The sequence below is a fragment of the Rothia nasimurium genome, assembly GCF_928382285.1.
Taxonomy (GTDB): domain Bacteria; phylum Actinomycetota; class Actinomycetes; order Actinomycetales; family Micrococcaceae; genus Rothia; species Rothia nasimurium_E.
In genome coordinates this window covers 174266-195529 of sequence record NZ_CAKMSS010000004.1, presented here as the reverse complement: position 1 = coordinate 195529, position 21264 = coordinate 174266, and the positions used below count along the sequence as shown (strand labels likewise).

Genomic DNA, 21264 nt, shown 5'->3' with positions numbered 1-21264 from the left:
CCCCGGCAAATATTTTCGCCCTATTCCTTTTCTCACGACCCTAGAGATTATCTCGGGGTGAAGAGAGAAGGGATAGGGCGATTACCTTATTAGGCATCGCGGCGCGGGGTAGCCGAGCGGGCGAAGTCGCGCACCCAGGCGTCGTCCTTGTACTGGGCAGGTACCCCGCCACCCAGTAGGCGCTTGGTGATGGCGGCGGTGGCCAGGTCACCGGCTACCGGCAGGGGCGCGTGGGAGCCAGCGATAATGACGTTGCCCTTGCGCCGCCCCTTGAGCATGGCCGGGTCGGCCACAATGCAGGTGTGTTCAAAGACCTGGGCGATAGCGGCCACTTCGGCCCGGGCACCGGCCAGGGAACGGTCATCGCCGCAGTTGATAATGTAGAGCCCGTTTGGGGCTAGCGAGCGCTCGGCCAGCTGGGTGAATTCGAGGGTAGTGAGAGGCTCCGGGGTGATGTAACCGGCGAAGACATCGCGGATGATGACGTCGCGCGAGGCCGGGGCGAACCCTTCGGTGACGGCGCGGGCTTCACCCACCCTGATTTTGATGGTGGGGGCTTTGGGCAGGTCGAACCATTCGCGCACGTAGGCCGCGAGTTTTCCGTCGAGTTCGACGACGGTGTTGTGAGAGGCCGGGTAGACGTCGGCCAGGTAGCGGGCCATGGAGCAGGCCCCGCCGCCCAGGTGGGTAATGCGGAGCTTGGTCGGGTCGAGGTGGGTGTCGACGAAGGGTTCGATGACGGCCGCTAGCCAGCGCATGTATTCGAAGTCGAGTTCGCGGGGCTGGCCCAGCACGATGTGGGAGGATTCCATGCCGTTGATTTCAAGCACCCAGCCGCCGGGGGTGTAGTCGTCTTCGATGAGTTCGGCGATGCCGGTGTCGATGGGGTAGGTGCCTTCAACGAGGGCTTCGGGGGTTTCTACCTGTTTTTTGGGGGTTCGTCTGCGTTTTGCCACCCCTCTAGCCTAGTGGGTGGGGCGGGCTCTACGGAGCTTGCTAGAGTGAGAGGGCAGTGACAGTGATGTGAAAGGACGGGCACGCGTGGGTTTTGTAGCTGATGGCAGGTATGTGGTGGCGCCGGTGGGCGCTGAGGACGCCGAGAAGTATGTTGACCTGCAGTTACGGTGCCTGGCGGAGACCTATAACGGGCTGGTAGACCCCGGTTTTGGGGCCCGGCAGGCGGCTAACCGGGATGGCTGGTTGGAAGAGTTTGCCGAGAATATCGCAGCGCCCGGTGCCCGCGCCTTTTTTGCCTACGAAAATCCGGCCTGGACGCCCGCCGGTGGTCTGAGCTGCGCGGTGGGAGGTGAGATTGATTGGGACGCCCCGGTAGGTTTTGCGCTGTCCCGCCCCGGCCCCCTGGCCTGGGAACTAGAGATTGGCCTGCCCCCGGTTGATGATGGGACGCGGGAGCTCACCCACCTTTATACTCTTGCATCGACTCACGGCACGGGCTTGGGGGCGGCTCTTTTTGATGCTGTTCTCTACCCTGATGAACCTGCCTACCTCTGGTACATCGTGGGCAATGAGCGGGCTCGGGAGTTTTATGGCCGCCGGGGCTTTAAGGACGAGGGGCTCCCCATTGACTGCGGTGGCGCCTGGGCTCCCGCGCGAACAGCCCGTATGTACCGCGGGCTGACACTGCCTTCGCACTAGAGGGGTTCAAGCCTTTCTCCGCCCTCACAAAATACTTTACTTTGAAAGTATTTTGTGAGAGGGTGGAAGCATGAGCACCACCGAACAGACAGAACACTCCACCCGCGGCTCCTACGTGCACGCCGGGGAAGAATACAACCGCGACACCACTTACATTGAAGACCGCATTGTCGCAGACCCCGCCACTACTGCCCAGCTTGACCCCGACCACCAGCTCTGGCCGGTCAAGCCCGGCGCCTACCGCCTGGTAGCCGCTCGCGCCTGCCCCTGGGCTAACCGCACCCTGATCGTCCGCCGCCTATTAGGTCTCGAAGATGCTCTCTCCATTGGCTTACCCGGCCCCACCCACGACGCCCGCTCCTGGACCTTTGACCTCGATGAAGACGGCAAGGACCCGGTACTGGGCATTGAGCGCCTGCAGCAGGCCTACTTTGCCCGCTTCCCCGACTACCCCCGCGGCATTACGGTGCCCGCCATTGTCGATATTGAATCAGGTGGCGTAATCACCAATAACTTCCCGCAGATTACCGAGGACTTCTCGAAGGAGTGGAAGGCCTACCACCGCGAGGGAGCCCCTGACCTCTGGCCCGCTGAACTCGAAGAGGAAATGCGGGCGGTGATGAAGCGTATCTACACCGAAATCAACAACGGGGTGTACCGTTGCGGTTTTGCCGGTTCCCAGGAGTCCTACGAGGCAGCCTACGACCGCCTCTGGACGGCCCTAGACTGGGTTGAAGAGCGCCTGGCCACCCGCCGCTACCTCATGGGGGACCACATCACCGAAGCAGATGTGCGCCTCTTTACCACCCTGGTACGCTTTGACGCGGTCTACTACAGTCACTTCAAGTGCAACCGCCAGACCCTGACCTCCATGCCTAACCTCTGGGGCTACGCCCGCGACCTCTTCCAGACCCCCGGGTTTGGCGATACCGTGGACTTCCAGCAAATCAAAGAACACTATTTTATTGTTCACGAGGACATCAATCCCACCGGCATCGTGCCCGCCGGCCCTGACCTGGCCGGCTGGCTCACCCCGCACGGGCGTGAGGCGCTAGGCGGCTCCCCCTTCGATACGGACGCCGGCGCCACCGCCCCTGCCCCGGTACGGGAAGCCGAGCGGGTAGCGTCCGGACATAACCCCCTCTACCCGGCCGCCTAAGGGCCCACCGCTTCATCCGCCTCGTAGCCTGGCTCCGCCCCGGTACCTCACTCGGGCGGGGTCGAGCTGGCGGGCAAAAAGACTCTCACCCCCTCATCGATTGCTTCGTCGCTGATGAGGTCACCCACCCCAGCTAGGTTGGTCAGGTTGCGTACCTGCTGCTGGGCGGTGGGTTCATACACCCGGATACTGCTATCGGGCATAGGTGCAGGCGGCTGCTCTCCCACCGCTGGCAGGGTGATGGTGGGGTTATAGAGCTGCACACCGCCGATTTCTACCTTGCGCAGCTGGGTATCGAGCCAGCGATCCCCCTTCTGTATCACCTCGGTATCTAAGGTGCGCAGGGCTGAGTCGGCGTCCTGGTAGAGGTCAGAAGGGTTAATGCTGGCGCTATTGATCAAGCGGTTGCCCAACCCTATTTTCTGAGCCCCAGCGTGCACAGCGTTACCGACTCCCGCTATAGCCATCTGTTCCTGTTCGGTGCGGGTGATATCGGGCTTCTGGGTCGTGCCGGCGGTAATCGTCGTTTTTACCACGCTGTAGCCGCCCATCAAGCCCTGCAGCTCGGGTATCACCCGCTCCGTACCGGGGTTAGCACCCGCGATCTTCACGTAGTCCGCAGCCCCGTGAACCGAGGCGTCTGCAGGTCTGTGCTGCATCACGGTAGACGCATCGGGCGCGTAGTCGGGGCGGTCACCCTGAAGGTAGGGGACGGGGTCACCCTTATACCGGGTATCAACGTGGGTCACCGACGCAGGTACCTTGATCTCGTCCACCGGACTGCCCTGGGTGATAAGCCCCTTAACCCGATAGCGGGAACCGAAGGACGTATTGGCCGCGAGCGCACCGGCAGCTAGCCCGCCCTGGCTGAACCCGGCCAGAATCACGCCGCTGCCCTCAGCCGCCCCTGCCTGTTCCAGGGCTCGCTCTACCTGGGTCATCAGGGCTGTGTACTGATTAGGGGTTAGGTCAGAACCATACCCCGAGGTAGCACTTCCGGCGGTGCCAGCCCAGGTGTTTGTGCCCCCGCGCCAGGGCTGCAAGAAATCCTCGCGCTCGCCGTCACCGTCCGTCCCGGGAATGGTGACCAGGTACTGGGTTTCACCGGTTTCTGGGTTGTAGAGGGTTTGAACCATGACGTGGTCCCAGGCGCCCTGGTAGTGGGCGGCTTCAAAGAGCTCATCGCCCCGGCTCTCTATGCCTTCCATGCGCTGGAAGTGCTCGGCGATTCCGCGGGCGCTCAGGGGTAGTTCCCGACCGGCTCCATTGGGTTCAAGCCGGGGGATACTCTTACCGGGGTCTAGGTTATCGACGCGCAGGCTGGGGCTGAGCACATCCGTCATGTCGCGGGTAGCCCGCAAGCGCCCGGTCGTACCCGTTACCTGCGCCAGCTTATTAAGTCCCTTAGTCGTATCCTGCATGATCTTACGCCCATCGGGAGTAGTGCGAGCCAGCAAGAAGGCGTCCTTCGCGTAGACCACCGCCAGCACCGCTCCCCGCTTAACAACCAGCTTAAGCAGGTCAACCCGGTAGCCGAAGGCCGACTGGGTGCCACGCAGCACCGCCATGCCCAGGGTCTGAGCCTGATTCGTCTGGTTAATAACCCGATTGGCGAAGTCCTCCGCCTGCCGGTAGTTCTCAGCGGCGCTCTGCACGCCTCGGGCTAGGCCCCGCATACTCGCCACCAGGGTGGTGAGCGTTAGGGCGCTGGTGCCCAAGGACGCCAGGGCGCGGCTACCTGCCCCCGTCAGATCGAGGGAGGCCAGAAGAGCCACACGCGCAGTGAGACCGCCCAGTTCCCGGCTCGCTTCTTCGTACCGCCCAGCCACGGCAGCAAGCTGGTGGGCTAGGGGCTCTAGCTCAGAGAACTCCACCGAGATACGGCCAGCCGAAGACCCTGCCCCCGGGGCACCAGAAACATATGCTGCGACCACGCCTACCACCCCTCTCCTGCCAAAGTAGCGCTCACACGGGCAAGCAGAGGGTTGCCCATAGCCGAAGTAAGAGCCCCCTGCAGGGCAGGTAGATTAGCCCGCTCGGCGTGCACAATAAAGTCATCGAAGTCGATATCGTCCAGCACCGCCATACCCGCTAAGGCGGCATCAAAAGCAGCCCCGGCAGCACCGATAGCAGAAGCCACCAATTCAAGCTCAGCAGCAACAGCCTCACCGGCCAACCGCACCTCCTGGGCACCGGCCTCCAACTCCCCCTGCAGAGCCCTAGCTGCACCCCCTTCTGCCTCCAAAGCCCCCTGAAAGGCACGGCCAGCCACAGAATCCCACTGCACCTGCCCCGCAGCTAAAGCCTGCCCAGAGGCCTGCCCGACGGCGTCCGCCTGCCCCAGCACCTGCTGCGCCAGCGCAGCAGACCACTCCCGCACCCGCTGAGCCAAACCCAGGGCACCCGCGGACGCGCTCGCGGCTCCCTGACTCCCCAGGCCGACCCTGCCCGCAGCCGCAACAAGCTCATACACCGAAGGCATCGCTTTTCCTCCTCACTTCTTTTACGGGCGATTCCTTAGCCCACACCCTAAAAGCAGCACCCGGCGGGGCGCCAGCGTCCGCCCGCCTGTGGATAAGCCCCGCCCCGGCCGTCCGCGCACACCGCCCCACAATTGGTGCAGCCGTGACGCAAGATGACGCAGCGAGTTCACACCCCTTGACGGCAGCCACCACCTACCCGTAAAAGCCCATCTCACACCCCCGCTAAAACGTGCGCCACCCCACCTAGCCGTGAGAAACTAGAGACATGTCTCATCGCGAAAACTGCACCACCCTGCCCTCTGGCCGTCACTCCCTCACCGGCGCGGGTCTAGCCCTCGGCGCCCTCGACGGACGCTACAAGGCCGCCACCGAACCCCTGGTCGACTACCTCTCAGAAGCCGCCCTCAACCGCGACCGCATCCACGTTGAGGTCGAATGGTTCATCTACCTCTGCGACCACCAGGTACTGCCCGGTCTTGAGCCCCTCACCGACGAACAGCGTGCCGGCCTGCGCGCCATCGTCACCGACTTCACCGAAGAATCTGCCGCCGAGCTGGCAGAAATCGAAGCCGTCACCGTGCACGATGTGAAGGCCGTAGAATACTTCATCGCCCGCCGCCTCGAGCCCCTGGGCCTGGGCCATCTCAAGCCCCTGGTCCACTTCGGCTGCACTAGTGAAGACATCAACAACCTCTCCTACGCCCTGGGTATCAAGGACGCCGTCACCAACATCTGGCTGCCCGCCGCCCGCGGCCTGGTTGAGCAGATCATGAAGCTGGCCGAAGAAGCCCGCGACGTGCCCATGCTTTCTCGCACCCACGGCCAGCCCGCCACCCCCTCAACCCTGGGCAAGGAACTGGCTGTTTTCGCCTACCGCCTCAACCGCCAGATCAAGCACGTTGAAAACGCTGAATTCCTGGGCAAGATCAACGGCGCAACCGGCACCTACTCCGCCCACGTCGTCTCTGTGCCCACCGCCGACTGGCAGAAGATTTCAGAAGAGTTCGTCACCGGCCTGGGCCTGGACTGGAACCCCCTGACCACCCAGATCGAAAACCATGACTGGCAGGCTGAGCTCTACTCCTCCATCGCCCACTTCAACCAGGTGCTGCACAACCTCTGCACCGATGTGTGGAGCTACATCTCTATCCGTTTCTTCCGCCAGATTCCCGTTGCGGGCGCAACCGGTTCATCCACCATGCCCCACAAGGTCAACCCCATCCGCTTCGAGAACGCCGAGGCCAACCTAGAAATCTCCAACGCCCTGCTGAACACCCTGGGCTCAACCCTGGTGCAGTCCCGCTGGCAGCGCGACCTGACCGACTCCTCCTCCCAGCGCAACATCGGTGTAGCCTTCGGCCACTCCGTGCTGGCGATCTCTAACGTAGTCAAGGGCCTGGAGCGCCTGGATATCGCCACCGACGTCATCGCCCAAGACCTCGATGAGAACTGGGAAGTTCTGGCCGAGGCTATCCAGATGGTCATGCGCGCCGAAGCAATCGCGGGCGTCCCCGGCATGGAGGACCCCTACGAGCGTCTCAAAGAGCTGACCCGCGGCCACCGCGTTGATGCAGCCCGCCTCAAGGAGTTCGTCGCCGAGCTCGGTCTCAGCAAGGACGCCGAAGCCCGGCTTTCCGAGCTCACCCCGGCAACCTACATCGGCCTGGCTCCCTCTCTGCTAGAGCACGCCACCCGCTAAAGGCTGACTCGCGCAGGTCACATAGAAAACCCCGTCATACCTGGCGGGGTTTTCTACTCCCCCGAGAGGCTTTCACTTTTAGGATAGAAGGTATGACCGAGAACTCCCGCCCCGCAGACAGCTCGCCCGAGCAAACCCCGCTAGCGGTGCGCCGCCTGCGCAAGCTCCGCACCCGCTACCCCGAAGCCACCCCCGCCAACCTAGCAGAGCGCCTAGGCGGAATCTTCGTGCGCGACTTCACCCTGGTTGGGTCAGCCCAGGCAGGGGCACAGGAGCTGACCCCCAACGTCCTCGGCAGCGTCACCCGCAACCGCCGCGTCGCCGGGCTCACCCAGGCAGCTGCCCACCTGGGCGCGGTGCAGCAGGACATGGCCACCTACAGCCGGGCCGCCAACAAGGGCATTAACACCACCGCCCATGTGGGCAGTGCCCAGGCCGTCAAAACCTACCTGCACGGCATGGCCCTGCTACACGGTCTTCACGTTGAAAGCAGCGACGAGGCCGCAACCGCTATCTTGGGAGCCGAAGTCAACGATATTCTCACCCAGATGCAGGAGGCCCCCCGCGATGGTGGAGCCACCCAGCAGATGAACATTCTGGGAGCCGTAGCAGCCATCGGCCTGCGCAACCCTCAGACCCTGCTGCTGGTCAAGGCAGGCGAACAGCTAGTCAAGACGGGAGGCGCTGTTTTCGCTAGTCAGAAGATGCGCCGGGATTTTGCCCAGCAGATTATCGCCCAGGTAGACCAGAACCTGGGGGCAGCTCCTGACCAGCTACCTGCCAGCACCCTCACGGTCTTGGATAGCGGGCAGGACGCCGGCGGTCCGGTCGACGGGTCGGGGCAGGGTAGCGGGGGTTCGGCACCCGCCGACGATGACGCTGACCTGCTAGAACTTTCTGCCGAAGAGGTCAGTGCCATTGAAGCACCTGAGCCGGTAGCGCCTTCTGCTCTGGATGAGCCCGAGCCGGTCGAGCCCTCCCAGATTGAGGCACCCGAGCCGGTGACGGCGTCCGCCATTGAAGGCCCGGCCCCGGTGGTGACCGAAACTCAGGTACGGCCCAGCACCGAAGCGGAACTGGCGGCAGCCGACGGGGCAACCGCCAAGGGTGCCCGTCTAGCTGCCCGCGCATTCGTCCGCGCCCGTTCTCGTTTCAGGGGTTAAAAGAAGGGACCAGATTCCTCCCGTATACCGTGTGGACGTTAGGTACTTTGGGAGGAATCTGGTCCCTACTGTAGAGACAGGCACGTGCCCGCGAGCACTCTACCTGCTACTAGCTAGGAGTTGAAGGGCTGGGCGCACGCTGCCATGGTGCCCTCGGTGTAGCCCTTCGTAAACCAGCTGACACGCTGTTCTGACGAGCCGTGGGTCCACAGGTCGGGGTTAACCTCTTGGCCCGAAGAACGCTGAATCGCATCGTCACCGATGGCGCGGGCCGTATCGATCGCCTGCTGGATCTGGCTCTCGGTCAGAGGGTCGAGCAGGGCATTTTCGCCCTTGTCAGCCTGAGAGGCCCAGACACCGGCATAGCAGTCGGCCTGCACCTCAACCTGCACGGCGCCAGAGTCAGCGCCCGGGTCCTGATAGTTGGAGTACTTCAGGGTGCCCATGGTCTGCTGAATGTGGTGGGCGAACTCGTGGGCGGTCACGTACATGACCGCAAAATCACCGTTCGACCCGCCCATAGCCTTGAGCTGGTCAAAGAAGGGAACCGACATATACACGGTCTGGTCAGCCGGGCAGTAGAAGGGGCCGGTCTGCGAGATATTGGCGGTACCGCAGCCGGTAGAGAGCTGGCCCTCCCCCAGCACCAGGTCGGGTGCGGTGTAGGAGATACCCGCCTCTGCTGGGAGCTTCTCTTCCCACACCATATCCAGACTCACGCCGGTCGCCAGAATACGGCAATCATCGTAGCGGTTGGCGTCCTCATAGGTCTGGCAGTGGTCGAAGTTCCCGGCGCCGGTAACCTGGTCCTGCTGGGCTTCGGTGCCGTACATGGAGTTAGAACTACCGCCAGTCAGGCCACCAAGGCTGCCCGAGGCAAAGAGGAAGATAGCACCAAGAACAAGCACGCCGGGAATACCGAACTTCCGAGCTACGCTACCCATGAGCATCATCATGAGCGGGTTCGCACCACCGCCACCACCGCCACCACCGGAGCGGCCGTTGCCGCCCGATGAGCCTCGCTGGGAGTAGTTGTTATTTAGGTTGTCGTTAAAACCCATGGCAGTTCTCTTTACTTCTCAAGCTGCGCGGTCTCACTCTGCGCACCCTCGGAGGTGCCGGCGTCCTCGCCCTTGCCACCCTCAAACTTGGGAGCCCGGTCGGAGTTAAGGGCATCGGGGAAGACAGCGGGCAGGGCACCGAAGGTCTGCTCGACCGACTTGACCACGTTCTTACCCAGGGCCAGGTTGGCACCGCCACCCACCACAGCACCAATACCAAACGGCAGGGCACGGCCGAGCAGGGCGCCAGACTGGCGGGTCAAGAAGCGCTTAATGAACATATTGCGGATGGTGCGCTCGATACTGAACACCTTGCCGGAGTCCTTGGAACCCATCATCATGCCCCACTTGCGGGAGACACCGCCGGTCTTGCCGGTATGGGCCAGGATTGAGTTCATGAGCACGGAGCCGTCCTCACCCAGCATGATGGCCATGACCATGAGGCGGGATTTTTCGGGGTCATCTACGTGCACGCCGTGCAGCTCAGCCATAGCCTGCGCGTAGATAGCGGTGCGCTCCAGGTAGCCGCCAACTGCCAGAGCAGAGAGACCGACGGACGCCGCAGTACCCAGACCGGGCACGAAAGCGGTTGCGCCCACGGCGCCGCCACCAACGGTCACATCGCGCAGGTAGGCCTTTTCGAGGCGCTTGGCAATCTGGTCGGGGGTCTCGTTAGGGTGCTTCTCACGCATCTTCTTGAGCATGGAAACAATCAGGGGGCGCTGAACCTTCAGCACAGTGTCGACAGTGCGGGTAACTGCGGGCTTGGGCTGACCGTTAGCGTCAAAAGCGCTAGATGCGTTGAAGTTGAACATAGCTTTTAGTTTACCGGCAAACGACCCTAAACACAGTGTACTTGCTATCGTGTATGCCCTGGGCATGACAGGTTACGCAGCACCTCTAGGTGACAATTGTGGCACCGGCCGCCACATGTGTGAGCGGCACCGTAACATTTGGCGGTCAGCGCCACTCCTACGGCAGGCAGCCACCTACACTGTTTGCAGTACCCCTCGCGAAAGAAGGCACCCGTGCAGGCAGTCCGTTCCCGTTTCACCGGCTCCGATAAGACCACCGGTGTGCTTCTCGTAATCGGCTCCTGTATCTCTCTACAGATAGGCGCGGCTTTTGCGGTGCAGCTCTTTCCCCAGCTGGGCGCCTGGGGCGTGACCACCCTGCGGCTAGGGGTAGCTGCCCTGGTCATCTGCGCTCTTACCCGGCCCCGTTTCTGGGCCTGGGACCTACCCCAGTGGATTGCCGTCGCCCTACTCGGGGCGTCTTTTGCCTTTATGAACGGGGCCTTCTACCACGCCATCGAGCTACTGCCGCTAGGGCTGGCGGTGTCTGTAGAATTCATTGGCCCGCTCGTGCTCGCAGCGGCGCTCTCCCGCCGCCTCATTGACGGTCTCTGGATCGGGCTAGCCACCATCGGCATGGCCCTCATCGGAGTTGAAAAGGCCTTCGGGGCCGAACATATCTCTGCTCTAGGCCTGGTCTTTGCCCTGGTCGCAGGCTTTTTCTGGGCCTGCTATATTCTGGCGAGCTCCCGCGTGGGCAGGCTCATCGACGGGGCTGGCGGCCCTACGCCGCCTGCCCAATAATGTCTTCTCGATTCTGCTCAGCCTAGAGCCTGGTATCGCAGCCATTGGCGGCTGGCTGCTGCTAGACCAAGAAACCGGTGCCCTGCGCTGGGCGGCAATCCTGCTGTTGACTGTAGCCTCTATGGGTATCACAGCGACCTCTCGCCCCAAGCGGGCAGCGAGCGAACCCGCACCTGTCACCAGCACCATCGCCCAGGTGGACGCCCTCTAGCCCAGCTTGTCGAGCAGCTCCACCAGTTCATCGGTGCCCAGGGCGGACGCCGGGTGCGGCCCAGCACCTACCAGGTAGGTTGCGGCGTCCTGGGTGAGGGCCACATGGGAGCCCACCAGAATAAGGTTGCCCGCATGGCGGCCGCCCAGCATGGTGGTATCAGCCAGGCACCAGACGTGCTCAAAGACCTCTAATAGGGTTCGGGCCTGGGCCACGAAGAAGCTGAGCCCGGCGTCGTCCCCCACATTCACGGCCAGCAGGCCGCCCGCACTATCACCGGCTGCCGGGGCCAGGGCCTGGCGCAGGTCGGTGTAAAACTCGGCAGTAGTCAGGTGGGGCGGGGCCTCCCAGCCCGAGAAAATATCGAGGACGACCACATCCAGCCCGCCCGGGGCACCCAACTCATCCCTCAGCCGGGGAGCTGCCGCGGCGGCGTCCTCAATCAAAATTGTGCAGTTAGTGCCTTCTGGCAGGGGTAGCTGCTCCATCACAAAACCGGGCAGCTCCCGCTCGATGTCAACAGCCAGCTGGGCTGAGCCGGGCCGGGTGGCCTGAATATAGCGCACCAGGGTCAGGGCACCGGCCCCCAGGTGGGCGGCGGTGATGGGTGCCCCGGGCTCAGCCTGAAGATCGACCAGGTTGCCGATCCGGCGTAGGTACTCGTAGAAAATGAAATCGGGGTGGGCTAGATCCACGTGGGACTGCTCTGCCCCGCCGATTTCAAGAATCCGGCCGGTCGCTGAGAAGCCGTCGGGGGCAACGGATGCGCTCAGGCCAGAAAAAGAAAGTTGAATGGTGCGTGACATGTTCTCTAGCCTAGCCCCTTTCCGGTCTAGTGCAGGTGCCGCAGGTCTTCGTCGGCAGCCAGGGAGCGCGGCTCCATCTGGAAGGTGGAGTGCTTGATCGACACCTCAAAATGCTCAGCCACGCAGCTTTGCAGGTGTTTGAGAATCTCTACGGAGTGGCCCGAGGTGAAGCACTCATCGTCGAGCACAATGTGGGCGGTGAGCACCGGCAGGTCGGAGGAAATCTGGCTGGCGTGTAGGTCGTGTACGGCAACCACGTGGGGCTGGCTTTCCAGGTGGCGGCGGACTTCGTCGAGATCAAGCCCGCGCGGGGTTGATTCCAGCAGGACCGAGGTGGTTTCGCGGAAGAGCTTGACGGTGCGCGGGATAATCAGCAGACCGATGAGCACAGCCACTAGGGCGTCGGCCTGGTAGAAGCCGGTACGCCAGATAATAAGGGCCGAGATAATAACCGCCACCGACCCCAGGGCGTCGTTGAGCACTTCCAGGAAGGCGGCCCGCATGTTGAAGTTGGTGCGGTCGCCGCCCACCAGCACCGCAATCATCACGATGTTGCCCACCAGGCCAATGACGCCGAAAATCAGCACTTCAAGGCCGGGTATGGGGGCAGGTTCCAGCAGGCGCTGCACCGCCTCGTAAAGCACAAAGAGCCCAACCCCGAGCAGCACGGCGGCCTGGAACATGGCCGAGAGCACCTCGACCCGGCGGAACCCCCAGGTGTGGCGCGAGGACGCCGGCAGGCGGGCCAGACGCGCGGCGGCCAGGGCAACGCTGACCCCCAGGGCATCGGTGAAAACGTGGACCGTGTCAAAGAGCAGGGCCAGGGAACCGGTCAGCCAGGCTCCGGTCAACTGGAAGGCAACCAATGACCAGGCAATAACCACCACAATGATAAGGCGGCGCTCGTTAGCCCCGCTGCCGTGGGAATGCCCGTGGGCATGGCTGTGGGAGTGGCCGTGCGAGTGGCCCATGGTGTGCCCTTCTAGTAAATGCCGAACCCCTTATAGGAGCCAACCGGCTGGGTGATGTCAGAGTCAACATGATCAATCCTACCAGCGGTATCGCCGCCGGTCAGTTCGGCAAGGAGCTGCTCACAGGCGTCCGCGCTGCCCTGGGCGACAATCTCAACCGACCCGTCGTCCATGTTTTTGGCGTAGCCCACCAGCCCCAGGGGCTTAGCAATACCGGCCACCCACCAGCGAAAGCCCACGCCCTGCACGTGCCCGTAGGCTGTGGCCATGAGCTGGGCCTCGGCCGGTTCGGCGGGGGCTTTATCGGTGAAGATATCAAAGAAACCCATGTCAGGTGCTCTTTCTCTAGTAGTCCAGCTTGGCGTTGGCCAGAACGGGCAGGGCGGAGCGGGCACGGTCTACCTCAGAGAGGTCAAGGTCAACCACCAGAATTTCGGGGGCTTCACCCGCCTCAGCCAAGGTCACGCCGAAGGGAGAAACCGCCCGGGAATAGCCCACGCCGGTCGGCTGGGTAATATCTGCCCGCGGGTCAGCGCTGGTAGGCGACGCCTGATCAACAGCCAACACAAACATATTGGAATCTAGGGCACGGGCACTGGTGAGAATCTGCCACTGGCTCACCTTGCCCTTACCCCCGGCCCAGGACGCTGCAACAATCGTCGCCTTCGCCCCGGCGCGGGAGTAGTCGGCAAAGAGCTTGGGGAAGCGCACGTCGTAGCAGGTGGCCAGACCGATTTTGGTGCCGTCCACGGTGACGGTCACCAGCTGCTCACCGGCCTTGACCCCCTCAGATTCTTTAAACCCAAAGGCGTCGTAGAGGTGCATCTTGGTGTAGACAGTCTCTACCCCGTTCTGGTCGAAGCAGTAGAGGTTGTTGTAGACCCGCAGGTTCCATTCGTCAGCTAGCTGCACCGGGGCGAAGCCGCCCGCCACCACGGTCACGTAGTTCTCACGCGCGATGTTAGCGAGGGCGGTGCGGAAGGTCAGCTCGTGTTGGGCCGCATCGTCATACAGCCGCCCGCCGAAGCTGAGCATGGCCGCCTCGGGGAAGACCACCAGGCGGGCACCGCGCTCCGCCGCGAGCACCGTGTATTCACGAATCGTCTCGATATTGCGGGCAACGTCTTTGGTACTGAGCATCTGGGCGAGAGCTATCTTCATACCTTCAACTCTAGAGGGCGCAGCTGGCGGTGACCAGGCGTCCGCCCACTGAAGGTAATCGAAACCTTCATCTGCGCGTTCAAAGAACATGCATATGAAGGTTTCGATTACCTACACAGCTCGCTAAAGACCGGCCGCCTGCTTGAAGGCCGCCACCATATCGGCGGTGCTGGTTGCGGAGTCGACGTTCTCAAGTTTGGTGCCCTCCACCACGAAGCTCGGGGTGCCCTTCACACCTGCGGCGACGCCGTCCTGATACTCCTGCTCAATCAGGGCAAGAGCCTCTTCGCTCGGCAGGTCAGACTCGAAACGGGCGCGATCCAGGCCCAGCTCTTCGGCGTAGTCACCCATGAGGGTGGCGAACTGGGCGGTGTCGGTGATCTCCTTCCAGTCGGCCTGGTGGGTGTAGAGGCGATCAGCCATAGCCACGTAAGCCCCCTGGGCCTCAGCAGCCTGCACTGCCTGGGCCGCAGGGACGGCATTGGCGTGCATGGGCAGCGGGAAATGGCGTACCGTCACGTTCATGGTGCCCTCCAGTTCGGCAGCGGCCTCCCGGTACTTGGGGTCGGCCTTAGCGCAGTAGGGGCACTGCAAATCGGTGTAGAGGATGACCGTGGGGGCCCCGTCCGTCACGGCATTGAGCTGGTAGCCAGCATCGGTGCGGACGCCCGCCGCAGCTTCCCCGCTTGCGGCGGCAGAAGCGCTACCGGCAGTCTCGCTAGAACCACCACAGGCCACCAGACCTACAGCCGGAAGAAGGCTCACCAGGGCACGACGGGTTAGCTTCACAGACATAAGACTCTCCTCAAAAATACTGCTTCTCCCAGCCTAACCACCCACCCGCGCGCCCCGCGGGCACAGACTGTCAGCAAGCGTCCGCCCCTCATGAGATACCACACAAACGCACGCCGCTCCGCCCCTAAAGCCCACACAAAGGAATAAACTCAGAAGTAAACATACGGTAGCCCCACGGCCACCGTAACCCACAAAAACACAGCCACAAGGATGTAGACCCAGATGACCAACGGCATGTACATTTCCGCGATGAACCAGGGCTCAGGCAAGTCCCTCATCGCCATCGGCCTAATCGACTCCCTGCTCAAAGAAACCGACCGCGTCGGCTTCTTCCGCCCCGTCTTCAGCGGCGAAATCGAGTCACAAGACCCCCTCATCCGTCTGCTCCGCACCAAGTACAACCTCAGCGACGCCCAGGCCCGCGGCGGTGTCTCCCTCGAACGCTGCCGCGAACTGCTCGCCTCCGGCGACCACGAAGAAATGTCCTCCATCGCCGTCTCCGTCTACTCCGACATGGCCAAGCACTGCGACGCCATCATCGTCGACGGCACCGACCTGCTCTCCCACAACGCAGCAACCGTAGAATTCGACCTCAACGCCCAGTTCGCCAAGGACCTCGGCACCCCCGTCATCGCCGTCGTCGGCGCCCAGGAATCCACCGTCTCAGACGTCGTCAACGCTGTTGACGTAGCCCGCACCGAACTCCATGCTGCCAAGGTCGACGTCCTCGCCGTCATGGTCAACCGTGCCCGCCCCGAACTGCGCGAAGAAATCCTCAAGAACGTCAAGCGCGGCCCCTCCAACCGCCCCGTCTACGTTCTGCCCGAACTGCCCGAAATCTCCCTGCCCACCGTCGCCGAAGTCGTCTACAACCTCGGCCTCAACCACGACGGTATGAGCCAGGACTTCCTGGACCGCGACATCCACGACATCAAGATTGCGGCCATGACCGTCTCCAACTTCCTCTCCCAGTTCACCGACGGCGACTTCGTCATCGTCCCCGGCGACCGCTCCGACATCATGGTCGCAACCCTCGCCTCCGCCCTCGCCCCCAGCTTCCCCGCCCCCTCCGGCATGCTGCTGACCGGCGGCCTGGCCGCAGAACTCAAGGGCGACACCGCCATCGGCCAGCTGGTCGAAAAGGCCCCCTTCCCCGTCTTCACCACCCAGCTCGACACCTTCAAGGCCGGACGCGCCGTCTCCATGGTGCGCGGCCAGCTGGCCCTCGGCCAGCCCCGCAAAATCGCAACCGCCCTGGGTGAATGGTTCCGCAACGTCGACGAAAAGGAACTCTTCGAGCGCCTCGAACTCGAACGCCCCGCCACCATGACCCCCCTGCGCTTCCTGCACAACCTCATCGAAAAGGCCCGCAGCGACCGCCGCTCCATCGTCCTACCCGAAGGCTACGACCCCCGCATCCTGCGCGCAGCCTCCATCATCGTCCGCCGCGACTTCTGCGACCTCACCCTCATCGGCAACCCCGAAAAAATCGCAGAAATCTGCCAGCGCGAATCCATCGATCTGCCCATCGCAGAGGACGGCAAGCGCGGCGTCACCATCATCGACCTCGACAGCAACGCCTACACCGAGGACTTCGCCAAAACCTACGCCGAACTGCGCGCCCACAAGGGCATGACCCTCGAAGGCGCACAGAACCGCATGATGGACCCCTCCTACTTCGGCACCATGCTGGTACACAAGGGCATCGTCGACGGCATGGTCTCCGGCGCCGTGAACACCACCGCCAACACCATCCGCCCCTCCCTGGAATTCATCAAGACCCGCGAAGGCGTCAAGGTCGTCTCCTCCGTCTTCCTCATGCTCATGGAAGACCGCGTGCTCGTCTTCGGCGACTGCGCCGTGAACCCCAACCCCAACGCAGAGCAGCTGGCCGACATCGCCAAGGCCTCCGCCGAGACCGCCCGCCAGTTCGGTGTTGACCCCAAGGTCGCCATGCTCTCCTACTCCACCGGCACCTCCGGCTCCGGCGCCGACGTCGACATCGTCATCGAAGCCACCGAAAAACTGCGCGAATCCAACCCCGACTTCGCCTTCGAAGGCCCCATCCAGTTCGACGCCGCCTCCAACATGTCCATCGCCTCCTCCAAGCTCCCCGGCTCAGAGGTCGCAGGCCAGGCAACCGTGTTCATCTTCCCCGACCTGAACACCGGCAACAACACCTACAAGGCTGTGCAGCAGACCTCCGGCGCTGTAGCCGTCGGCCCTGTCCTGCAGGGCCTCCGCAAGCCCGTCAACGACCTCTCCCGCGGCGCTACCGTCGATGACATCATCAACACAGTAGCTATCACCGCGATCCAGGCACAGACCCTGTAATAGGACGCGGACGCGCGGACGGTCAGCCGGACGCGCGGGGTTGGGTTGGCAGAACGGCCGCAGCGGACTCCCCTACGGCGACTAACCTTCTCGAGCTCGCCCTGGGGGGCTCGCTCAATTCATGCCAGACCCAGCCAGTCGCCTTTCGGGGAGTCCGCCTGCGCCCTCATTACATCGAACTTAAGTAAGCAACTAAAGGAAAACACTTTCATGCTCGTACTCGTTATTAACTGCGGTTCCTCATCTGTGAAGTACCAGGTGCGTGACACCTCCGCTACCGGTGAAGAGAACCAGGTCATCGCTAAGGGCCTGGTTGAGAACATCGGCTCAGCTGACATTCCCGATCACACCGTAGCCCTAGACATCATGGCAAAGGCTCTGGAAGAACCCCTGCACGGCAAGACCATCGACGCCATCGGCCACCGCGTTGTTCAGGGCGGTGACATCTTCTCTGAGCCCGTCCTGATTACCGACGAGGTCACCGCAACCATCGATGAGCTCTCACCCCTCGCACCCCTGCACAACCCCGCCCACGTTCTGGGTATCAAGGCAGCTCAGGCCACCTACCCCGGCGTCCCCATGGTCGCGGTCTTCGACAATGCCTTCCACTCCACCATGCCCGAGCACGTCTACCGCTACGCTGTTCCCGAAGAACTCGTTGAGAAGTACGGCGTACGCCGCTACGGTGCACACGGCACCAGCCACGACTACGTCACCGGCGTTGCCGCCGAGTTCCTGGGCATGGACCGTTCAGAGTTCAACGGCATTATCGCCCACCTGGGCAATGGTGCTTCTATCACCGCGGTTGAGGGCGGCAAGTGCCTGGACACCTCCATGGGCTATACCCCCCTGGCTGGTCTGGTCATGGGCACCCGCTCCGGCGACATCGACCCCTCAGTACTCACCAACGTCATGCAGCGCGGCAACATCTCCCCCGAGAAGATGGACCACATCCTCAACAAGGAATCAGGTCTGCTCGCCATCGCTGGCAACAACGACATGCGCGCCGTGGTTGAGGCTATGGAAGCTGGGGACGAGCGCGCCAAGCTGGCCCTGGACATGACCTCCTACCGCCTAGCTAAGTACATTGGCGCCTACCATGTAGCTGTTGGTGGCGCTAAGGCCCTGGTCTTCACCGCCGGTATTGGTGAGAACTCCCACCAGTTCCGTGAGCTGGCTGTTGAGCGCCTGGGTGCCCTGGGCATCAAGCTGGACGCCGAAGCCAACAAGGTACGCGGCGACGAGCCCCGCATCATCTCCACCGAGGACTCAGCCATCCCCGTGCTGGTTGTTCCCACCAACGAGGAAAAGGCTATTGCTGAGGCCACCGAGGCCCTGGTTGCCTAAGTTTTAAGGTTTCACCGCTGATAGGGCGGGGTTTCTTTCGAACTACAGTTCTTTACTGTGTTTCGAAAGAAACCCCGCTTTTCATTTCTAACTAGACAGCAAGACCCACCGAGCCCAGCCCTTTTCTTGCTACTGTTGAACCAGAACACACCGCCTAACCAGCAGGAAACCGCATGAGTGAGAACAACCCCGGCACCACCCCGCCCTACCCACAACAGCCCAGCCCACAGGCGTCCGCACACAGCAAGGAGCAGGGCCTCACCCAGCCCCTACCCAACGACCTCAGCGGCGGCTGGCTACCCGAAGACATGCGCCAGCGGCCCCTCTCACCCCTGCCCGCACCCAAGCTCTTCGGCTTCCAATCCCTGCTGCCCTTCAAGTTCCTCAATGCGCTGCGCCACCCCGCAGAACTGCCCCTGGTCGTCATGGCCTACGCGCTCACCATCATGCTCTACGTGGGCGGCGGTATCTACCTCATCTACTCGCTCTTCACCAGCGTACTGGGGGACGACTTCGTCAACTACCAAATCAGCAACCTGATTGGCCAACTCATCGCCATCGCCATCTACCTACCACTGGGCATCTTCTTTGTACGCGGTGCCATGTACGGACGCCTGCGCCTCAGCGGGGTACGCATCACCCCCACCCAGTTCCCCGAGGCCTACCAGATGGTAGTTGAAGCCGCCCACGCCGCCGGTCTGCGCCGCGTACCCGACGCCTACGTCGTGCTCGGCAACGGCCAAATCAACGCTTTCGCCTCGGGTCACGGGCACCGCCGCTTCATCGCCATCTACTCCGACCTCTTCGAAATCGGTGGTGCAGCCCGCAACCCCGAAGCCCTGCGCTTCATCATCGGGCACGAGGTAGGGCATATCGCCGCCGGCCACGTCAGCTACTTCCGTCTGATTTTCACCAGCTTCTTCATGCAGATTCCGATCCTCGGCAATCTGCTCTCCCGTACCCAGGAATACACCGCCGACAACTTCGGCTACCGCTACGCCCCCGACGGCGCCGAAACCACCACCACCGTACTCGCCGCTGGCAAGTACCTGATGAACGACGTGAACTTCCACGAACTAGCCAACCGAGCCGTCTACGAGCGCGGCTTCTTCACCTGGTTCGCGAACATCGGATCCACCCACCCGCCGGTCACCTGGCGTGCCCATGCCCTGCGTGACCGCACCGAGCCCGGCCGCCTCATCTGGCGACCCAAGAACAACCCACCCTACCCGCTGTCCATGATTCCGGCAGCAGAGCCTGCCGAAGCCTGGGCCGACCCCCTACAGGCCACCGACCACCTGGCCACCTACCCCGAGCGGGCCGACAACCAGCACTGGGGTTCAGTCAACACCACCTACCGCCGCCCCGCCCAGTACCGCGACCGCACCGTGGGCGATATGCTCTACACCGGCTGGGTCCCCCCGCAGTACCGCCAGCGCACTCCCTGGAACAGCTTCGGAGCCCCCTCACCGCAGGAGCCCCAGCAAGTGCCTGGCCAGCATTCACCTGGCCAGCAGGGTCAGGACGCCGGTAGTGGCCCGGGTGCTATACCTCGGGAAGGTGAGCGCCCGGCGTCCGCCCCGAGCAACCCGCCCACCGACCAGGACTAACCCTCGACGCGAAAACCCCACCCCAACCTGTTGCCTAAATCACAAACATGGATTAGGGTGGGGTTTATTAGCCCTCAAGAAAGAAGGTGAACCCCATGGGTTTTCTCTACGCTATCGCAGGTATTGTGGCCCTGGTTCTAGCAGCGCTCGGCGGCGCCAAGTGGTATGAGGCTGAAAAGGGCAAAGAGTAAAATGGGCTAAATGGCCCTACCCCAGAAACTGCGCTCCTGGCGCCCAGACCCGCTCATCACCCTGATTCTGCTCGCCGTTGCCCTGGCGATAATCGCCCCGGCACGCGGGGACTTCGCCGAAGGGTTCAGCGTAGCCACCAAGATCGCTATCGGTCTGCTCTTCTTCCTCTACGGCGCAAGGCTCTCACCCCAAGAAGCCCTGCAGGGTCTGAAAAACTGGCGGCTCCACAGCACCATTCTGGGCTTTACCTACCTCGTCTTCCCGCTCATCGGCCTAGCCCTCTACCCCCTTCAGAGCGTTATCGGGCGGGAGCTCTATCTGGGTCTGCTCTTCATGACCCTGGTGCCGTCCACCGTGCAGTCCTCGGTGGCTTTCACCTCAATCGCCAAGGGCAATGTGGCAGGGGCGATTGTCTCGGCCAGCGCCTCAAATATCGTGGGCGTGGTTGCCACCCCCCTGCTGGTCATGCTGCTGATGCAGAGCGACCAGCTCACTATCTCCGGCTCTGTTTTCGGTGATATTGCCCTTCAGCTCCTCCTGCCCTTCATTCTGGGTCAGCTCCTGCGCCGCTGGGTGGGTGAGATTGCCAAGAACAAGCTGACCAAGCACGTTGACCGGCTCTCCATCGCCATGGTGGTCTACGCGGCCTTTTCGGACGGCATCGTGCAGGGCATCTGGACCCGCATCAGCCCCTGGCAGATTCTGCTTCTAGTTCTTCTGTCGATTGCCCTGGTGGAGTTCCTGCTCTGGCTCAGCGGGGTTGTGGCCAAGAAACTGGGCTTTAGCTACGGCGACCGGGTGGCGGTGCAGTTCTGCGGCTCGAAGAAGTCCCTGGCCACCGGCCTACCCATGGCAGCGGTCATTTTCGGGGGCGGAGCCGTGGGTGCCCTCATTCTGCCGCTTATGATTTTCCACCAGGTTCAGCTCATGATTTGTGCTGCCAAGGCCGCCCGCTGGGGCAGGCAGAGTGAGGCTTCATAGTGAAAATCATGGTGACTATCATGGTGAAAAGAGCCAT

Annotated in this window: 20 protein-coding genes; 10 read left to right on the top strand and 10 right to left on the bottom strand. The window is 62.7% G+C overall.

The genetic code is table 11. The features are described from left to right. Positions 1 to 89: 89 nt before the first annotated feature. On the bottom strand, positions 90 to 956 hold the full coding sequence (locus tag L6758_RS06585) for a spermidine synthase (RefSeq protein ID WP_237205213.1): 867 nt from the start codon (positions 954 to 956) through the stop codon (positions 90 to 92). 85 nt (positions 957 to 1041) lie between these two features. Here L6758_RS06585 and L6758_RS06580 point away from each other — a divergent pair, with 85 nt between their 5' ends. Together L6758_RS06580 and L6758_RS06575 are read left to right on the top strand one after the other, a co-directional pair. Beyond that, positions 1042 to 1656, top strand: coding sequence for a GNAT family N-acetyltransferase (locus tag L6758_RS06580; RefSeq protein ID WP_237205212.1), 615 nt, complete (start codon positions 1042 to 1044; stop codon positions 1654 to 1656). Positions 1657 to 1726: 70 nt separating this feature from the next. After that, positions 1727 to 2815, top strand: coding sequence for a glutathione S-transferase family protein (locus L6758_RS06575; protein ID WP_237205211.1), 1089 nt, complete (start codon positions 1727 to 1729; stop codon positions 2813 to 2815). Positions 2816 to 2862: 47 nt separating this feature from the next. On the opposite strand, the gene L6758_RS06570 is transcribed toward L6758_RS06575, so the two are convergent. Further along, positions 2863 to 4749 (bottom strand): WXG100 family type VII secretion target, encoded by a 1887-nt coding sequence (locus L6758_RS06570; protein ID WP_237205210.1) that lies wholly within the window; start codon positions 4747 to 4749, stop codon positions 2863 to 2865. A gap of 2 nt (positions 4750 to 4751) precedes the next feature. After that, positions 4752 to 5297, bottom strand: coding sequence for a hypothetical protein (locus L6758_RS06565; RefSeq protein WP_237199129.1), 546 nt, complete (start codon positions 5295 to 5297; stop codon positions 4752 to 4754). A 266-nt stretch (positions 5298 to 5563) separates the two neighbouring features. Between L6758_RS06565 and purB the strand changes: the two genes are divergently transcribed. Both purB and L6758_RS06555 read left to right on the top strand, forming a co-directional pair. After that, positions 5564 to 6997 carry an adenylosuccinate lyase gene (gene purB, locus L6758_RS06560; protein ID WP_237205209.1) on the top strand — a complete coding sequence of 478 codons (1434 nt, stop codon included), beginning with the start codon at positions 5564 to 5566 and terminating at the stop codon, positions 6995 to 6997. Positions 6998 to 7089: 92 nt separating this feature from the next. After that, a complete protein-coding gene (locus tag L6758_RS06555) occupies positions 7090 to 8160 on the top strand; it encodes a hypothetical protein (RefSeq protein WP_237205208.1) in 1071 nt (356 codons plus the stop codon). Between the two features lie 113 nt (positions 8161 to 8273). Here L6758_RS06555 and ypfJ read toward each other — a convergent pair whose 3' ends face one another. Together ypfJ and L6758_RS06545 are read right to left on the bottom strand one after the other, a co-directional pair. Continuing rightward, positions 8274 to 9221 (bottom strand): KPN_02809 family neutral zinc metallopeptidase, encoded by a 948-nt coding sequence (gene ypfJ / locus L6758_RS06550; RefSeq protein ID WP_237205207.1) that lies wholly within the window; start codon positions 9219 to 9221, stop codon positions 8274 to 8276. 11 nt (positions 9222 to 9232) lie between these two features. Next, positions 9233 to 10036: a di- and tripeptidase gene (locus L6758_RS06545; protein ID WP_237205206.1), complete on the bottom strand. Its 804-nt coding sequence runs from the start codon at positions 10034 to 10036 to the stop codon at positions 9233 to 9235. A gap of 213 nt (positions 10037 to 10249) precedes the next feature. On the opposite strand from L6758_RS06545, the gene L6758_RS06540 reads away from it, so the two are divergent. Both L6758_RS06540 and L6758_RS06535 read left to right on the top strand, forming a co-directional pair. Further along, positions 10250 to 10819: an EamA family transporter gene (locus L6758_RS06540; protein WP_237205205.1), complete on the top strand. Its 570-nt coding sequence runs from the start codon at positions 10250 to 10252 to the stop codon at positions 10817 to 10819. Continuing rightward, complete coding sequence (locus L6758_RS06535) at positions 10716 to 11030, top strand: hypothetical protein (RefSeq protein ID WP_237205204.1); 315 nt, start codon at positions 10716 to 10718, stop codon at positions 11028 to 11030. The genes L6758_RS06540 and L6758_RS06535 overlap by 104 nt, the downstream gene beginning before the upstream one ends. Here the strand turns inward: L6758_RS06535 and L6758_RS06530 are convergent. The 5 genes from L6758_RS06530 to L6758_RS06510 form a co-directional block, all read right to left on the bottom strand. Then, positions 11027 to 11836: a spermidine synthase gene (locus L6758_RS06530; protein WP_237205203.1), complete on the bottom strand. Its 810-nt coding sequence runs from the start codon at positions 11834 to 11836 to the stop codon at positions 11027 to 11029. The two genes, L6758_RS06535 and L6758_RS06530, sit on opposite strands and share 4 nt — an antisense overlap. A gap of 26 nt (positions 11837 to 11862) precedes the next feature. Continuing rightward, on the bottom strand, positions 11863 to 12807 hold the full coding sequence (locus L6758_RS06525; protein WP_237205202.1) for a cation diffusion facilitator family transporter: 945 nt from the start codon (positions 12805 to 12807) through the stop codon (positions 11863 to 11865). 11 nt (positions 12808 to 12818) lie between these two features. Then, positions 12819 to 13136, bottom strand: coding sequence for an acylphosphatase (locus L6758_RS06520; RefSeq protein ID WP_237199122.1), 318 nt, complete (start codon positions 13134 to 13136; stop codon positions 12819 to 12821). Positions 13137 to 13152: 16 nt separating this feature from the next. Continuing rightward, positions 13153 to 13968: a carbon-nitrogen hydrolase family protein gene (locus tag L6758_RS06515; protein ID WP_237205201.1), complete on the bottom strand. Its 816-nt coding sequence runs from the start codon at positions 13966 to 13968 to the stop codon at positions 13153 to 13155. A gap of 123 nt (positions 13969 to 14091) precedes the next feature. Beyond that, on the bottom strand, positions 14092 to 14763 hold the full coding sequence (locus L6758_RS06510; RefSeq protein WP_237205200.1) for a DsbA family protein: 672 nt from the start codon (positions 14761 to 14763) through the stop codon (positions 14092 to 14094). Positions 14764 to 14985: 222 nt separating this feature from the next. Between L6758_RS06510 and pta the strand changes: the two genes are divergently transcribed. The 4 genes from pta (at position 14986) to L6758_RS06490 (ending at position 21227) form a co-directional block, all read left to right on the top strand. After that, positions 14986 to 17097, top strand: coding sequence for a phosphate acetyltransferase (gene pta, locus L6758_RS06505; protein WP_237205199.1), 2112 nt, complete (start codon positions 14986 to 14988; stop codon positions 17095 to 17097). Positions 17098 to 17307: 210 nt separating this feature from the next. Beyond that, a complete protein-coding gene (locus L6758_RS06500; RefSeq protein WP_237205198.1) occupies positions 17308 to 18444 on the top strand; it encodes an acetate/propionate family kinase in 1137 nt (378 codons plus the stop codon). 173 nt (positions 18445 to 18617) lie between these two features. Next, the gene (locus L6758_RS06495; RefSeq protein ID WP_237205197.1) at positions 18618 to 20054 is read left to right on the top strand and encodes a M48 family metallopeptidase; all 1437 of its coding nucleotides are present in this window, start codon (positions 18618 to 18620) and stop codon (positions 20052 to 20054) included. Between the two features lie 201 nt (positions 20055 to 20255). Then, on the top strand, positions 20256 to 21227 hold the full coding sequence (locus L6758_RS06490) for a bile acid:sodium symporter family protein (RefSeq protein ID WP_237205196.1): 972 nt from the start codon (positions 20256 to 20258) through the stop codon (positions 21225 to 21227). Positions 21228 to 21264 lie beyond the last annotated feature (37 nt).

Excerpts from the sequence above, each read along its gene's own strand:
- L6758_RS06520 (WP_237199122.1), bottom strand. The coding sequence starts at position 13,136 with ATGGGTTTCTTTGATATCTTCACCGATAAAGCCCCCGCCGAACCGGCC.
- pta (WP_237205199.1), top strand. The coding sequence starts at position 14,986 with ATGACCAACGGCATGTACATTTCCGCGATGAACCAGGGCTCAGGCAAG.
- L6758_RS06510 (WP_237205200.1), bottom strand. The coding sequence starts at position 14,763 with ATGTCTGTGAAGCTAACCCGTCGTGCCCTGGTGAGCCTTCTTCCGGCT.
- L6758_RS06525 (WP_237205202.1), bottom strand. The coding sequence starts at position 12,807 with ATGGGCCACTCGCACGGCCACTCCCACAGCCATGCCCACGGGCATTCC.
- L6758_RS06545 (WP_237205206.1), bottom strand. The coding sequence starts at position 10,036 with ATGTTCAACTTCAACGCATCTAGCGCTTTTGACGCTAACGGTCAGCCC.
- L6758_RS06490 (WP_237205196.1), top strand. The coding sequence starts at position 20,256 with ATGGCCCTACCCCAGAAACTGCGCTCCTGGCGCCCAGACCCGCTCATC.
- ypfJ (WP_237205207.1), bottom strand. The coding sequence starts at position 9,221 with ATGGGTTTTAACGACAACCTAAATAACAACTACTCCCAGCGAGGCTCA.
- L6758_RS06555 (WP_237205208.1), top strand. The coding sequence starts at position 7,090 with ATGACCGAGAACTCCCGCCCCGCAGACAGCTCGCCCGAGCAAACCCCG.
- purB (WP_237205209.1), top strand. The coding sequence starts at position 5,564 with ATGTCTCATCGCGAAAACTGCACCACCCTGCCCTCTGGCCGTCACTCC.
- L6758_RS06500 (WP_237205198.1), top strand. The coding sequence starts at position 17,308 with ATGCTCGTACTCGTTATTAACTGCGGTTCCTCATCTGTGAAGTACCAG.
- L6758_RS06565 (WP_237199129.1), bottom strand. The coding sequence starts at position 5,297 with ATGCCTTCGGTGTATGAGCTTGTTGCGGCTGCGGGCAGGGTCGGCCTG.
- L6758_RS06575 (WP_237205211.1), top strand. The coding sequence starts at position 1,727 with ATGAGCACCACCGAACAGACAGAACACTCCACCCGCGGCTCCTACGTG.
- L6758_RS06495 (WP_237205197.1), top strand. The coding sequence starts at position 18,618 with ATGAGTGAGAACAACCCCGGCACCACCCCGCCCTACCCACAACAGCCC.
- L6758_RS06530 (WP_237205203.1), bottom strand. The coding sequence starts at position 11,836 with ATGTCACGCACCATTCAACTTTCTTTTTCTGGCCTGAGCGCATCCGTT.
- L6758_RS06515 (WP_237205201.1), bottom strand. The coding sequence starts at position 13,968 with ATGAAGATAGCTCTCGCCCAGATGCTCAGTACCAAAGACGTTGCCCGC.